The organism is Microbacterium sp. NPDC086615, from assembly GCF_040686055.1.
GTDB lineage: Bacteria > Actinomycetota > Actinomycetes > Actinomycetales > Microbacteriaceae > Microbacterium.
In genome coordinates, this window is record NZ_JBFBJJ010000002.1 from 83,215 (window position 1) to 97,978 (window position 14,764).

The window sequence follows — 14,764 nt, forward strand, 5'->3', positions numbered from 1 at the left end:
CTCAGCCGAACTTGGGCAGTTCGGGGGTCGTGGTTCCGGACGGGATCACGCGATAGGTCTTGAGAACCTGCGTGAGGGCCTTCTGGAACGCGGGGGCGGTTGCCGCGGACGATTTTACCGTCCGCGGCTCGTCCAGGTTGACCTCGACGACGTACTGGGGGTCGTCCGCGGGGGCGAAACCGATCATGGTGGTGAAGTACGCGTCGCCCTTGTAGGCGCCGGTCTGCGGATCGGTCTTCTCACCGGTACCCGTCTTGATCGCGACACGGTAGCCGGGGATCTCGACCTGCTTGGCGAGCGTGCCCTGCGTGGCGACGTTCTCGAGCATGAGCGAGACCTGCCGCGCGGCGGCCTCGGAGACCACGCGCGTGCCCTGCGCGTCGGGGACGTCGGTGACCGTGCCGTCGGCGGCGGTGCAGCCCTCCACGAGAGAGAGCGGCATCCGCACTCCCCCGTTCGCGATCGTCTGGTACGCGCCCGCGAGCTGCGGCACCGTCACGGAGATGCCCTGGCCGAACGTCGTGTTGTAGAAGGTCTGCTTGTCCCACTGCGCGGGGTCGCGCATGATGCCGGACGACTCGCCCGGGAAGTCGACCCCCGTCTGCTGGGTGAGTCCGAACTTCTCGAGGTACGAGACGCGGGTGTCGAGCGGGATCATCTCACCGAACTTTGAGATGCCGACGTTCGACGAGTCGATGAGCACGCCCGTCAGCGTGTAGTTGTTCGCCCCGTGCGAGAACGAGTCGGACACGCGCGCATCACCGGGGAGCGTCTCGCTTCCGGATGCGGTGACCGTCGTGTCCGCGGTGAAAGCGCCCGAGTCCAGGCCGATGGCCGCGGTGATCGCCTTCATCGTCGACCCGGGCTCGTTCGGGTTGCCGAAGGCCGCACTCCCCCGGTCGTCCGCCGGCGTCGACGTCGGGTCGTTGGGGTCGACCGTCGGGTACTCGGCGAGGGCGCGGATCTTGCCGGTCTTGGCCTCGACGACCGTGATCGTGCCGCGCAGCGAGCCGGTGTTCTGCACCTGCTCGGCGATCAGCTGGCTGAGGTACCACTGCAGATCGCGGTCGATCGTGAGCTTGAGGGTTCCGCCGTCGACGGCCGGCTCGGTCTCGACCTCGGTCCCGGGCAGCACGTTTCCGTCACGGCCCTGCTGGAAGACGACCTTGCCGTTCTGGGAGGCGAGGCACGCGTTGTCGGCGGATTCGAGCCCCGCGAGCGGTTCGCCGTCGCTGCCGACGAAGCCGACGAGGTTTCCCGCGACGGCGCCGTCGGGGTAGATGCGGCCCGCCTGCGGCGGGAAGCTGAGGAACGGCAGACCCAGCGCCGCGAGAGCGCGGTACTGCTCGGTCGAGACGCGCTTCGCCACATTCGCCCAGCGGGAGTCGGGGTTCGCCGCGACAGCGTCGGTCACGATCTTCTCGACGTCGGCCGGGTCCTGACCCGTGATCCCCGCGATCTGCGCCGCGATCTGGCTCCACGTCTGGGTGACCTCGACGTTCCCGGAGTCGTCGCGGTCGGTCAGGCCCTGGGCCGCGAGCTTGGGGTCGATGTCGACGTCGTAGCGATTCACGCTCGCCGCCAGAGTCACGCCGTTCTCATCGACGATCGATCCGCGGGAGCCGTAGATCGTGCGCGAGTCCTGCATGCCCATGGCCAGCGAGTCGTCCACGTGTTCACGGGCGTTCACGACCTGGATGTCGACGAGACGGACGACGAAGGCGATCAGCACCACCAGGACGACGCCCAGGGCGATCACCGTGCGTCGCCGCGGAGAACGGGTGAGGGAAGTCGTCATGTGCTTATCGTGTCGCGGGCGTCGGCAGACCGTCGCTGATCGGCGGGGGTGTCGCAGAACCAGCGGGCGGAGCCGTCTGATCGGGGGTCGCCGTGCCGGACATCGCCTCGGCGGGCGCGTTCGCGGCCGGCTCCGCCGGCGTCTGCGGCTTGGTGGCGAGCGGAACGCCCGAGATGAGAGCGTTGCGCACCGACCCGCGGCCGAGCGCGTCGACGGACGACACGTTCTCAGCGGGCTTCCCCGACCCGATCACGGCGCCGTCGCTGAAACGGAGGTAGGTCGGCGACTCGTCGATGACCATTCCGAGGGCGGCCGCGTTCGCCGCGAGGTACTGCGGCGAGCTGAGACCGGCCACGTCGTCGTTGAGGATCTGCTTCTGGTACGTCAGGTCGCGCTGCTGCTGCGTGAGCGCGGCGATCTCGAAGGAGCTCTGCGTCGTGAGGATCGACAGCCCCATCTGCACGAGCGCGATGAGCACCGCGCCGGCGACGGCGATCACCCCGAAGGCGCGGCGCGGCACGCGGCGACGCGCGGGCGTGGGAACGGCCTGCAGGCGCCGGGGCTCGCGGATCGGCGTGGGGAACTCCGGCTCGAGTCCGGTGTGGACAGCCCGGAGATCGATGGCCTGGGGTGCGCTCATGCGTCCTCCTGGATTCTCTCGGCCGCACGCAGACGCACGGGGGTGGCACGGGGGTTGGCCGCGCGTTCTTCGTCACTGGCGAGTTCGGCTCCGCGCACGAGGAGGCGGAACTTGGGCGCGTGCTCGGGGAGCTCGACCGGAAGACCCCGGGGGGCCGTGGATGCCGTGGCCTCGGCGAACACGCGCTTGACCAGCCGGTCCTCGAGCGACTGGTACGACAGCACGACGATGCGCCCGCCCACGCCCAGCACCTTCAGGGCGGCGGGGATGGTGCGCTCGAGCACCGACAGCTCGGCGTTGACCTCGATGCGCAGCGCCTGGAAGACGCGCTTGGCCGGGTGGCGCTCGCGCAGGACGGCGGCGGGGGTGGCCGCCTGCAGCACGTCGACCAGCTGACCCGATCGCTCGAGCGGGGCTTTCGCACGCGCGGCGATGATGGCGCGCGCGTAGCGTCCGGCGAGCTTCTCCTCGCCGTAGCGCTCGAAGATCCGGCGCAGATCGCCCTCGCCGTAGGTCGCGAGCACTTCGGCGGCGGTGACGCCCGTCGTCTGGTCCATCCGCATGTCGAGCGGGGCGTCCTGCGCGTACGCGAAACCGCGCGAGGCCTCGTCGAGCTGGAGCGAGGACACGCCGAGGTCGAACAGAATGCCGTCGACCTTGTCGACGCCGGCCGATGCCACGGCTTCCGCGATCCCGTCGTACACGGTGTGGACGAGGGTGACGCGGTCGCCGAAGCGCGCGAGACGCTCCCCCGCGATGCGCAGGGCGTCGGTGTCGCGGTCCAGGCCGATGAGACGGGCGGTCGGGAAGCGCTCGAGGAACGCCTCGGAGTGCCCGCCCATGCCGAGCGTGCCGTCGACGAAGACGGCATCCGGTCGCTGGAGGGCCGGAGCCAACAGCTCGGCGCACCGCTCGAGGAGGACGGGGGTGTGGATGTCGCGGATGTCCATGAGATGTCGGGGGTTCTCCTCGGCTCTGATCCCCATCCGCATCGACCTGGCGCCGGGGAAGTGCGTCAGGGCATGCGGCTGGGAGTCACAGCCGAGGATCAGAAGAGTCCCGGGATCACCTCCTGCTCCATCTCGGCGTACGTCTCTTCGTTGCTCTCGGCGTAGGAGTTCCACGCCTCGGCGTCCCAGATCTCGGCGTGGGCGCCGACGCCCGTGACGACCAGTTCGCGACCGAGACCGGCATAGGCGCGGAGAGCCGGGGGCACGGTGATGCGGTTCTGGCTGTCGGGCTTCTCGGCACTGGCCCCCGAGAGGAACATGCGCAGGAAGTCGCGGGCCTGCTTGTTGCTCAGCGGAGCCTCGCGGATCCGCTCGTGCACGCGCTCGAACTCCTCGGTGCTGAACACGTAGAGGCAGCGGTCCTGCCCCCGGGTGATCACCACTCCGGCGCCGAGATCATCACGGAACTTCGCCGGCAGGATGACCCGACCCTTGTCGTCGAGCTTGGGGGTGTGCGTACCGAGCAGCATTCGGGTGTCCACCCCCTTCGTCCGGCCTGCGAAGTTTCCCCCACTTTACTCCACTGCCCTCCACTTGGCTATCGATTCGCGCCCTCTTCTGGGTGGACGCCCCCTCGTGTACAGTCCGCTCGCCACGCGCGCAGGGCGCGTGCAACCGCGGAACGGCGCGGAAGCCGCCCGCGCGGCCGCGATCCGACGACGCGGGTGGAGGAAAAGGGAGGGATGCCGCGACAGCGGCGCGGCGCGTGGAGACGGAAGCCCGCGACGCCGGGCCGGGGCGATCGCGGCGCAACGTCGCCGATCACTCGCGGCAGTGACGCGGCGGGGCCGCGGGAGGCGTCGGGCCGCGCTCCTCGCGACGCATAAACGCTGTTCGCTCACAGAAACACGAGGAGATCGCGTTTATGCGAGCGAACAGCGTTTATGGGGGGATGCCAGGACCGCAGCCGGCAGAACCCGCAGGACGCACGAAACCTGCCGGGCGCACGAAACCTGCCGGGCGCACGAAAAAGCACCGGCTCCGAAGAGCCGGTGCTTATCGAGGACGGAAGGGCTTAGCGCTCCTCGTTGCGGCGGTCCCACCGATCGTTCATGCGATCCATGAAGGAGGCGCCGGATGCGCGCGGGGCGCGGGTCGCGGAGGGAGACGCTGAGGCCGCGCGGTGGGAGCCCTTCATCGGCGTGACAGCGAGGACGACCCCGCTGACCATGAGGATGAACCCGAGGACACCGATCGCGATACCGAGGAACCCCGTATTGAAACCGATCGAGACGCCCGCGACAAGAGCACCGAGGCCGGCCAGCACCAGGATGGAACCGTAGACGATGTTGCGGTAACTGAGGGCGCGTCCGGGGGCGGTGACGACATCGGCGTCGTGACTCATGAGATGGCGCTCCATCTCGTCTAGCAGACGCTGCTCCTGTTCGGAGAGTGGCATGCATCCCCCTCTGTTGCTAAGTACGGACGATTCTACGCGGGGCGTGGATCACTAGGCTAGGCCCGTGGTGACCTCCCCGGAACCGATCGAAGCTGTTTCCCAGCGACTCGACAAGTTCCTTTCTGACCAGCTATCGTACGCCTCCTCGCTGGGGCCGGAGGCGGAGACGATGAGCCGCGCCGGCGCGGCATCGCTGCGCGGCGGCAAGCGCCTGAGGGCCCGATTCTGTCTCACCGGCTGGCGCGCGGTCATCGAGTCGTCGGGGTCGCGCGACACGAGCCCCACCCCCGCGGCGGTCTCGGTCGCCGCGGCCCTCGAGATCTTCCAGGCGGCGGCGCTCGTCCACGACGACATCATCGACAACTCCGACACCCGGCGCGGACAGCCCGCCGCGCACCGCGCGCTCGAAGCGGCGCACGCGGCGGCGGGATGGACCGGCGACGCCGCGATGTTCGGACGCTCCGGCGCGGTGCTGCTCGGCGACCTGTTGGTGGCGTGGAGCGACGACCTGCTCGAGGAGGCCCTCGCGGATCAGTCCACGGCTGCGGCGACGCGACGGTTCTACGCGCACATGCGCCGCGACGTCACGATCGGTCAGTTCCTCGACGTCGCGGAGGAGTCGGCATACGCCGTGTATCCCGATGAGGAGCACGCCGAACGCGCGCTGCGCGTGGCGTCCTACAAGTCGGCGCGGTACAGCATTCAGAAGCCGCTCGAGATCGGCGCCGCCTTCGCCGGCGCGGACGACGAGCAGCTCGATGCGCTCGGGCGCTTCGGACACGACGTCGGGATGGCGTTCCAGCTGCGCGACGACGTGCTCGGGGTCTTCGGCGACACGGCCGTGACCGGCAAGCCCGTCGGAGACGACCTCCGAGAGGGGAAACGGACCGTGCTCGTCGCTTTCGCCCGCGAGGCACTGCCCGCCCCGGCCCGACGGACCGTGGACGAGCTCCTCGGCGACGCCGAGCTGGATGCGGCGCAGATCAGCGCTCTGCAGAACACGATCGTCGACACGGGCGCGCTCGCCCGCACCGAGGAACTGATCGCCGACTACTCACGACGCGCAGACCGGGCCCTGTCCGGCGCCCGGCTCGGCAACGCCGCGGTCGGCGAGCTTCGCGATCTCGCCCAGGCTGCCACGCAGCGCTCGTCCTGAGCCGCGGGGCTGCGCCGGGCGGAAGCCCGGCGGCGGGCGGAATCAGGCGAGGGTCGCTGCGACCCGTCGCACCTCGCTCTTACGCCCCGCCAGGAGCGCTTCGATCGGGGCGACGCCGATGGTGTCTTCGGGCGTGAGCAGCCAGTCGATGGTCTCGTCCTCGTCGAAACCGGCATCGTGCAGGACGATGATCGTCCCCCGCAGCGCCGGCAGGGGACGGCCGTCGACGACGAAGACCGAGGGGATGCGCAGCACGCCGTCGCGACGCGAACCGACGAGGTAGTGCTCGTCGAGCAGACGACGGACGCGTCCGTGCGATTCGCCCAGCACCTCGACGAGATCGGGGATGGTCAGCCACGCGGTTTCGTAACGGGGTGTATCGCTCACGGCCCCATCCTCTCATCGGCGACGGCACGGCGACCATCCGTCATCCCCTCCGTCATCCGGCACCGTCTTCGTCACATCCGTCACACAGACCTCACGCGTTGACATCCTTCCCAGGCCGTGCGAGCGTTTTGGGCAGTCGGAAGAACGGAATCCCCCACCATGCGACGACTCCCCTCCCCCACGCTGCCCGCGCGCGCCACCGTGATCTGGCCCGCAGCGGTCGTCGGCACGATCGCCCTCGCCCTCACCGGCGAGGGCACTGCCCACGCGGCACCGCCGGCGCCTCTCGCGGCGCTCCCCCCGGCTCCCGCACCCCTCGGACAGATCCCGGTGCTCGCCGTCGCCACGAGCACGCCCGCGACGCACACCGTCGAACCCGGAGATACCGTCTGGGACATCGCGCAGCGGTACGGCCTCGATGTCGCCGCTCTCCAAGCGGCCAACGGTCTCGCCGCCGACAGCGTCATCCGCCCCGGTCAGGTGCTCATCCTCGGCGGCGCGGCACCCCAACCCGTCGCTCCCGCCCCCGAACCCGCCCAGGTCACGTACGAAGTGACCGCGGGCGACACCGTCTCGGCGATCGCCTCGGCCCACGGCATCTCGACCGACGCCGTCCTGTCCGCCAACGGGCTGACCCGCGACTCGATCATCTACCCCGGCGAAGTGCTGCAGATTCCGTCCGCGGCTGCACCCGGCCCGGCATCCGCGGGCCCGGCGCTCGCGCCCGGTCTCGATGCGGAACAGTCCGAGAACGCCCGACTCATCATCCGCATCGGGCGCGAGCTCGGCGTGTCCGACCGCGGCATCCTGATCGCCCTCGGCACAGCGATGCAGGAGTCGTGGCTGCGAAACCTCGACTGGGGCGATCGCGATTCCCTCGGCCTGTTCCAGCAGCGCCCGAGCACGGGCTGGGGCACGCCCGAACAGATCCTCGATCGAGAGCGATCGATCCGCGTGTTCTACGGCGGACCGGCAGACCCCAACGGCTCCGACACGCGCGGGCTCCTCGACGTCCCCGGGTGGGAGGGCCTGCCGTACGCCGACGCCGCGCAGGCGGTGCAGATCTCGGCCTACCCCGACCGATACGCCCAATGGGAGCAGCCCGCGACCACGTGGCTCGCCGTTCTGGGCTGAGGTAGGGGTGAGCCGCTCCCCGGGCTCCCAGGGGGCGCTCCGTAGACTCGACACGTGAGCACGAGTCAGCAGGCCGACCCGCTGATCGGCCGTCTCGTCGACGGCCGGTACCGGGTTCGCGCGCGCATTGCGCGCGGCGGCATGGCGACCGTGTACGTGGCGACCGACCTGCGGCTCGAACGCCGCGTGGCGCTGAAGGTCATGCACGGGCACCTCAGCGACGACACCGTGTTCCAGAGCCGGTTCATCCAGGAGGCCCGCTCGGCCGCGAGACTGAGCGACCCGCACGTGGTGAACGTGTTCGACCAGGGGCAAGACGGCGAGATGGCCTACCTGGTCATGGAGTACCTGCCCGGCATCACCCTTCGAGAACTCCTGCGCGAGCACAAGCGCCTGACGGTCGATCAGACCCTGACGATCATGGATGCCATCCTCTCGGGCCTCGCGGCCGCGCACCGCGCCGGGATCGTCCACCGCGACGTCAAACCCGAGAACGTGCTCCTCGCCGAGGACGGGCGCATCAAGATCGGCGACTTCGGCCTCGCCCGTGCGACCACCGCCAACACCGCCAGCGGCGCGCAGCTGATGGGGACGATCGCGTACCTCGCGCCCGAGCTGGTGACGCGCGGCACCGCCGACGCCCGCAGCGACATCTACTCGCTCGGCATCATGCTGTACGAGATGCTCGCCGGCGAGCAGCCCTACAAGGGCGAGCAGCCGATGCAGATCGCTTACCAGCACGCGACCGACTCGGTCCCGCGCCCGAGCGCGAAGAACCCCGCCGTCCCCGAGCAGCTCGACGAGCTCGTGCTCTGGTCGACCGAACGCGAGCCCGACGATCGTCCCGTCGATGCGGGCGTGATACTCCAACGTCTGCGGGAGGTCGAGAAAGAACTCGGCCTCGCCCCCCAGGTCGCGCGAGCCGTCTCGGTGGGAACCGTCGGCCCGGCCACCGCGGCCGAGTCGCGCGAGCTGACGAAGGTGCTCCCCCAGACCGCCACGATCCCCGACGCACCGACCGAGGACGCCGACAACGCGACCCGGTTGCGTGCGAAGACGCGCCGGCGGACCGCTCGGGGCATCTGGTTGCTGCTGCTCGTCCTCGTGCTCGCGGGCGGGTCCGCGACCGCCGGGTGGTACTTCGGCTCGGGGCCCGGCTCACTCGTCGAGGTGCCCGACGTCTCTCAACGGAGCTACGCGGATGCCGAGGCCCTCCTCGCGCAGAACCAGTTGCTCGCGCAGTCCCAGGACGTCAACGACCGGGAGATCCCGGCGGGGACGACGGTCGGCTCCGACCCGCCCGCGGGGTCGCGCCTCGACAAGGACACGGTCGTCACGGTCTTCGTCTCAGCCGGTCCCGCCACCCACCAGATTCCCGAGCTCCAGGGCAGAAGCCTCAACGAGGTCCAGGGGATCCTGGAGAGCGTCTACGTGGGTGTGACGAGCGTCGCGCAAGAGTTCACCGAGGCGGGGCCAGACACCGTGCTCTCGGCATCCATCACTCCCCGCTCCGGCGGCGACGCGATCGACTGCACCGGGGGCTGCACGATCTACGAGGGCGACGCCGCGTCGCTGACGACATCGCTCGGACCGGTCCCGGACGTCGCGGGCCTCAAGACCGCCGATGCCGAGAGCAAGCTCCAGTCGGTCGGACTGAAGACGACGACGAGCGAGGAGTACAGCAACTCCGTCGCCTCGGGCACCGTGATCGCGATCGGCGATCGCGACGGAGGCGGCAACTGGCGCCCCGGCGACACCGTCACGCTCCGCGTCTCGATCGGGCCGAAACCCGTCATGATCCCCGAGAACATCGTCGGCATGACGATCCGAGAGGCGGTGTCTACGCTCGAGAATCTCGGCTTCGAGGTGAATGCCGGCATCGACGACGGCACGCTGCCGCTGGGGTTCAAGTACTGGGACATCTACAAGGTGCGCTCGAGCAATCCCAAGGCGGGCACGACCGCGCCGCAGGGCAGCACGGTGACGTTGACGCCGACGCTGTAGGACAGCGCCATGGGCCGGGGCGTGGCTTCGACGAGCTCAGCCACCTCGCGGCCGCTTGCCCCCGCGGCCCGCGGGCGCGCCGAAGGTCCCTGAGCCTGTCGAAGGTCCCTGAGCCTGTTGAAGGTCCCTGAGCCTGTCGAAGGGACCACCCCGAAGACAACGACGCCCCCGACCGCAACGGATCGGGGGCGTCGGACGGGCGAACGGCCTCAGCGCTTCTCGAGCTCCTCGGCCACGAGGAACGCAAGCTCGAGGCTCTGACGGTGGTTCAGACGGGGGTCGCACAGGCTCTCGTAGCGCGTCGCGAGGGTGGCCTCGTCGATCTGCTCCGACCCGCCCAGGCACTCGGTGACGTCGTCGCCGGTGAGCTCGACGTGGATGCCGCCGGGGTGGGTTCCCACGGCGCGGTGGGCCTCGAAGAAGCCGCGCACCTCGTCGACGACGTCGTCGAAGCGACGCGTCTTGTACCCGGTGGGCGTCGTGATGCCGTTGCCGTGCATCGGGTCGGTGACCCAGAGCGGCGTGGCGCCCGAGTCGCGGACGGCCTCGAGCAGCGGGGGCAGCGCGTCGCGGATCTTGCCGGCGCCCATGCGCGTGATGAACGTCAGGCGACCGGGCTCGCGCTCGGGGTCGAGCTTGTCGATCAGCGCGAGCGCCGTCTCGGCCGTCGTGGTGGGGCCGAGCTTCACGCCGATGGGGTTGCGGATTTTCGAGAAGTAGTCGACGTGCGCCCCGTCGAGCTCGCGGGTGCGCTCACCGATCCACTGGAAGTGCGACGAGGTGTTGTAGGGCAGGCCGGTGCGCGAGTCGATGCGGGTCATGGGGCGCTCGTAGTCCATGAGCAGACCCTCGTGGCCGGTGTAGAACTCGACGCGCGTCAGCTCGTCGAAGTCGGCGCCGGCCGCCTCCATGAACTTGATCGCCCGGTCGATCTCGGTCGCCATGCTCTCGTACGCCTGATTGGCGGGGGTCGAGGCGAAGCCCTTGTTCCAGCTGTGCACCTCGCGCAGGTCGGCGAAGCCACCCTGCGTGAAGGCGCGGATGAGGTTCAGCGTCGACGCGGCCGTGTGGTAGCCCTTGAGGAGGCGGGCGGGATCGGCCTTGCGCGACTCCTCGGTGAAGTCGTACCCGTTGACGATGTCGCCGCGGTAGGCGGGGAGCGTGACTCCCCCGCGGGTCTCGACGTCGCTCGAACGGGGCTTCGCGAACTGGCCCGCCATGCGACCCATCTTCACCACGGGCATCGACGCGCCATAGGTCAACACGACGGCCATCTGGAGAACCGTCTTGATGCGGTTGCGGATCTGCTCGGCGGTCGCGCCGGCGAACGTCTCGGCGCAGTCACCGCCCTGCAGAAGGAAGGCCTGACCGGCGGCGGCACGAGCGAGACGATCGCGCAGGATGTCGACTTCGCCGGCGAAGACCAGCGGCGGGAGGGTCGCCAATTCTGCGGATGCCGCGGCCACCGCGCCCTCGTCATACCACTGCGGCTGCTGCTTGATGGGCAAGGTCCGCCAGTGGTCGAGGTCGTGGAGCTGCTGATTCACCCCTGAAGTCTAGTGGCGCGACGCGGGCGCCTTCGCCGCCTGGGCAGTGGCCAGACGGTCCTTCACCGTCGAGGCGTAGACGTCTTCGTACCGCTGCTCGCCGAGGCGTTGAAGGGCCACCATGATCTCGTCGGTGACGGATCGCAGAATGTAGCGGTCCCCCTCCATGCCGTCGAATCGAGAGAAGTCGAGGGGCTCCCCGATGATGATGCCGACGCGGCCCACGCGGGGCAGACGCTGGCCGATGGGCATGACCGCACCCGTATCGACCATGACCACGGGGATCACCGGGACCCGCGCTTCCAGAGCCATGCGCGCGATGCCCGTACGACCGCGGTACAGCGTGCCGTCGGGGCTGCGCGTGCCCTCGGGGTAGATGCCCAGGAGCTCCCCGCGGCCGAGGACCCCGAGGCCCGTGTTCAGCGACGCCTCGGACGCCTTGCCACCGGAACGATCGATCGGCAGTTGACCGGTGGCCGTGAAGAACAGGCGCGTGGCCCAGCCCTTCAGACCCTTGCCCGTGAAGTAGTCGCTCTTGGCCAGGAACGCCATCCGCCGGTCGATCATCAGGGGCAGGAAGATCGAGTCGGAGAACGACAGGTGGTTGCTCGCCAGGATCGCCGCGCCTTCGCGCGGGATGTTCCGCCGACCCACGAGCCACGGACGGAACACGGCCTTGATGACCGGTCCGATCACGACGTACTTCATGAGCCAGTAGAACATCGTCAGCGCTCCTTGCCCGCCAGATCCGCGACGCCGATGAGGCCGGCGTCGTTGCCCAGTCGCGCGATCGTGAACTCGGCCACCGGACGTTCACCGTACCCCGGGAGCGAGGTCTCGTACGCGAGCTTCACGGGGGCGAGCAGATCCGCGCCGAGCTGCGCCACACCCCCGCCGATCACGAACAGTTCCGGGTCGAGGACGGCCTGGAATCCGCCGCACGCTTCGCCGAGCGCGGTGGCGACACGGCGCAGGGCTTCGACGGCGCCGGGGTCGCCCGCGAGCACCAACCGCGAGATGGCGGTGCCGGGAATGGCCCCCTTCTCGTCGCGCACCGCGGCGAGGGCGGCACCGATGCCCCCCTCGTCGGCGAGGGTGTTGGCCTCACGCTGCAGGGCGCGGCCGGACGCGTACTGCTCGAGGCATCCGTTCTGTCCGCACCCGCACGGGTGCCCCCCGCGGACGAAGCGCATGTGGCCGAGCTCGGCTCCGATGCCGTGACCCCCGCGGAACAGTTCGCCGTCGGTGACGACCGCACCGCCGACGCCGGTGCCCATGGTCAGCATGACCATGTCGCGGACGCCTTGACCGGCCCCGAAGCGGTACTCGCCCCACCCGGCCGCGTTGGCGTCGTTCTCGATCGTGACCGGAGCGTGGAGGCGGTCTTCGAGACGGGCGCGGAGCGGTTCGTTGCGCCAGTCGATGTTGGGGGCGTAGATCACGGTGCTGCGATCGGAGCTGATGAACCCCGCCGCGGCGACGCCGATCGCATGGATCTCGTGCGCGCGGCGCAGGTGATCGGCCATGTCGACGACGGCATCCACGAGCGCCGCGGGATCGATCGGGGTGTCCACGCGGAGTTTCTCGACGATCGTGCCGTCTTCGGCGACGACGCCGCCCGCGATCTTCGTGCCCCCGATGTCGATGCCGACGTTCTGCACCGTGCTCCCCTCCGGCCTGCCACCCGGCGCGGCCCGGAGAAGTCTAGCCACCCCGTGGAACACATGCCGGACCGGGCGTCTGCCGCGGACCGGCGAAACCGTCCGGATAGACTCGATGCACCGATCGACATTTTTCCGGTACCGAAGGAGTTGCCGTGATCCAGTTCGACCTTCCCCCCCTCGTCGAAGCCGACCCGGACGCCAACGCGTCCGACCTGTTGGCAGACCGCGTCCGGGCGACCCCCGACCGACCGCTGTTCGCCGTCCCCGATGCGCAGGGGTGGCGTGACGTCACCGCTGCCAAGTTCGAGCGCCAGGTGATCGCGCTCGCGAAGGGGTTCGTCGCGGCGGGGATCCAGCCCGGCGAGAAAGTGGCGTTCATCGCGCGCACCACGTACGACTGGACGCTCGTCGACTTCGCCCTGTTCTACGCCGGAGCGATCATGGTGCCGGTGTACGAGACGAGCTCGCCGTCGCAGATCTCGTGGATCGTCTCCGACTCCGGAGCGATCGCCGCCGTGGTGGAGTCGGCCGAGCACGCCGCACGGCTCGACGAGGTGCGCAGCGACCTCCCGCTCGTGCGCGAGGTCTGGGAGATGCACACGGGTGCGCTCGACGCCCTGGTCGCCAACGGCACCCACATCACCGACGAAGAGATCGAGCGCCGCCGCCACCTCGCCAAGGCGTCCGACGTGGCGACTTTGATCTACACCTCCGGATCGACCGGTCGCCCCAAGGGCTGCGTCCTCGTGCACAGCAACTTCGTGGAGCTCGCGCGCAACTCGGCCAAGGCCCTGCACGAGGTCGTCGAGACGCCCGGGGCCTCGACCCTGCTGTTCATCACGACCGCGCACGTGTTCGCGCGCTTCATCTCGCTGCTGAACGTGCACGCGGGTGTCAAGACCGGGCATCAGCCCGACACGAAGCAGCTCCTTCCCGCGCTCGGCACGTTCAAGCCCACGTTCCTCCTCGCCGTCCCGCGCGTCTTCGAGAAGGTGTACAACTCGGCCGAGCAGAAGGCCGAAGCAGGCGGCAAGGGCAAGATCTTCCGCGCCGCCGCCGACGCCGCGATCGAGCATTCGCAACGTCTGCAGGACGGGAAGTCCATCCCGCTGCTGCTCAAGATCAAGTTCGCCCTGTTCGACAAGCTCGTCTACTCGAAGCTTCGGGATGCCATGGGCGGACGCGTCGTGTACGCGGTGTCGGGGTCGGCTCCTCTGGGGCCCCGTCTCGGTCACTTCTTCCGCAGCCTCGGCGTCGTGATCCTCGAGGGGTACGGCCTCACCGAGACGACGGCCCCAGCGACGGTCAACCTCGCCACCAAATCGAAGATCGGCACCGTCGGTCCCGTCCTGCCGGGTGTCGGCATCCGTCTCGCCGACGACGGCGAGATCCAGGTGCGCGGGGTGAACGTGTTCCGCGAGTACTGGCAGAACCCCGAAGCCACGGCCGAGGCCTTCGACGGCGAATGGTTCAAGACGGGCGACATCGGTGCGTTCGACAGCGACGGCTTCCTCGCCATCACCGGACGCAAGAAGGAGATCATCGTCACCGCCGGCGGCAAGAACGTCGCCCCCGCGGCCCTCGAGGACCCCATCCGCGCCAACCCGATCGTCGGTCAGGTCGTCGTGGTCGGCGACCACAAGCCGTTCATCTCGGCCCTGGTGACGCTCGACCCCGAGATGCTGCCGACGTGGCTCGCGAACAACGGGCTGCCGGCCGACATGTCACTCGCGGACGCGGCGACCAACGAGAAGGTGCGCGCCGAGGTGCAGGGCGCGATCGACCGCGCGAACACGCGCGTCTCGCGCGCGGAGTCGATCCGCAAGTTCACGATCCTGCCCTCCGAGTGGACCGAAGCCAGCGGGCATCTCACCCCCAAGATGAGCATCAAGCGCAATGTCATCGTGAAGGATTACGCCGACGCGATCGAGGACATCTACGCGGTGCCGATCAACACCACGAACGTCTCGCTGCCCTGAGGCGACGACGAACGGCCCGGTCCCCACGTGGGGCCGGGCCGTTTCG

The 14,764-nt window shown here is 69.5% G+C and carries 13 protein-coding genes; 4 read left to right on the forward strand and 9 right to left on the reverse strand.

Annotated elements, in window-relative coordinates; all coding sequences use genetic code 11:
- Position 1 precedes the first annotated feature (1 nt).
- The 5 genes from AB0O24_RS02695 to AB0O24_RS02715 all read right to left on the reverse strand — a co-directional run bounded on the left by AB0O24_RS02695 (position 2) and on the right by AB0O24_RS02715 (position 4,847).
- Complete coding sequence (locus tag AB0O24_RS02695) at positions 2–1,798, reverse strand: penicillin-binding protein 2 (RefSeq protein ID WP_363372380.1); 1,797 nt, start codon at positions 1,796–1,798, stop codon at positions 2–4.
- Between the two features lie 4 nt (positions 1,799–1,802).
- Positions 1,803–2,438 carry a hypothetical protein gene (locus AB0O24_RS02700; RefSeq protein WP_363372382.1) on the reverse strand — a complete coding sequence of 212 codons (636 nt, stop codon included), beginning with the start codon at positions 2,436–2,438 and terminating at the stop codon, positions 1,803–1,805.
- The gene (rsmH, locus tag AB0O24_RS02705; protein WP_363372738.1) at positions 2,435–3,388 is read right to left on the reverse strand and encodes a 16S rRNA (cytosine(1402)-N(4))-methyltransferase RsmH; all 954 of its coding nucleotides are present in this window, start codon (positions 3,386–3,388) and stop codon (positions 2,435–2,437) included. Before rsmH ends, AB0O24_RS02700 begins: the two co-directional genes overlap by 4 nt.
- Positions 3,389–3,486: 98 nt before the next feature.
- On the reverse strand, positions 3,487–3,918 hold the full coding sequence (gene mraZ / locus AB0O24_RS02710; RefSeq protein WP_058596015.1) for a division/cell wall cluster transcriptional repressor MraZ: 432 nt from the start codon (positions 3,916–3,918) through the stop codon (positions 3,487–3,489).
- A 545-nt stretch (positions 3,919–4,463) separates the two neighbouring features.
- Positions 4,464–4,847 carry a DUF3040 domain-containing protein gene (locus AB0O24_RS02715; protein WP_058596016.1) on the reverse strand — a complete coding sequence of 128 codons (384 nt, stop codon included), beginning with the start codon at positions 4,845–4,847 and terminating at the stop codon, positions 4,464–4,466.
- 64 nt (positions 4,848–4,911) lie between these two features.
- On the opposite strand from AB0O24_RS02715, the gene AB0O24_RS02720 reads away from it, so the two are divergent.
- The gene (locus AB0O24_RS02720) at positions 4,912–6,003 is read left to right on the forward strand and encodes a polyprenyl synthetase family protein (RefSeq protein ID WP_275800854.1); all 1,092 of its coding nucleotides are present in this window, start codon (positions 4,912–4,914) and stop codon (positions 6,001–6,003) included.
- A gap of 42 nt (positions 6,004–6,045) precedes the next feature.
- Here AB0O24_RS02720 and AB0O24_RS02725 read toward each other — a convergent pair whose 3' ends face one another.
- Positions 6,046–6,390, reverse strand: coding sequence for an Rv2175c family DNA-binding protein (locus AB0O24_RS02725; protein ID WP_058596018.1), 345 nt, complete (start codon positions 6,388–6,390; stop codon positions 6,046–6,048).
- A 159-nt stretch (positions 6,391–6,549) separates the two neighbouring features.
- Here AB0O24_RS02725 and AB0O24_RS02730 point away from each other — a divergent pair, with 159 nt between their 5' ends.
- Positions 6,550–7,524: a LysM peptidoglycan-binding domain-containing protein gene (locus tag AB0O24_RS02730; RefSeq protein WP_363372384.1), complete on the forward strand. Its 975-nt coding sequence runs from the start codon at positions 6,550–6,552 to the stop codon at positions 7,522–7,524.
- Positions 7,525–7,578: 54 nt separating this feature from the next.
- Positions 7,579–9,528 (forward strand): Stk1 family PASTA domain-containing Ser/Thr kinase, encoded by a 1,950-nt coding sequence (gene pknB, locus AB0O24_RS02735; protein ID WP_363372387.1) that lies wholly within the window; start codon positions 7,579–7,581, stop codon positions 9,526–9,528.
- A gap of 209 nt (positions 9,529–9,737) precedes the next feature.
- Here the strand turns inward: pknB and AB0O24_RS02740 are convergent, their stop codons facing one another.
- Genes AB0O24_RS02740 through AB0O24_RS02750 form a run of 3 tightly spaced genes read right to left on the reverse strand, consistent with a single transcriptional unit; the run spans position 9,738 to position 12,736 of the window.
- The gene (locus tag AB0O24_RS02740; protein WP_058596021.1) at positions 9,738–11,075 is read right to left on the reverse strand and encodes a class II 3-deoxy-7-phosphoheptulonate synthase; all 1,338 of its coding nucleotides are present in this window, start codon (positions 11,073–11,075) and stop codon (positions 9,738–9,740) included.
- A gap of 9 nt (positions 11,076–11,084) precedes the next feature.
- Positions 11,085–11,798: a lysophospholipid acyltransferase family protein gene (locus AB0O24_RS02745; protein WP_275801824.1), complete on the reverse strand. Its 714-nt coding sequence runs from the start codon at positions 11,796–11,798 to the stop codon at positions 11,085–11,087.
- A gap of 2 nt (positions 11,799–11,800) precedes the next feature.
- On the reverse strand, positions 11,801–12,736 hold the full coding sequence (locus AB0O24_RS02750) for an ROK family glucokinase (RefSeq protein WP_363372389.1): 936 nt from the start codon (positions 12,734–12,736) through the stop codon (positions 11,801–11,803).
- A 155-nt stretch (positions 12,737–12,891) separates the two neighbouring features.
- Between AB0O24_RS02750 and AB0O24_RS02755 the strand changes: the two genes are divergently transcribed.
- Positions 12,892–14,718 (forward strand): AMP-dependent synthetase/ligase, encoded by a 1,827-nt coding sequence (locus AB0O24_RS02755; RefSeq protein ID WP_363372391.1) that lies wholly within the window; start codon positions 12,892–12,894, stop codon positions 14,716–14,718.
- The last annotated feature ends 46 nt before the right edge of the window (positions 14,719–14,764 follow it).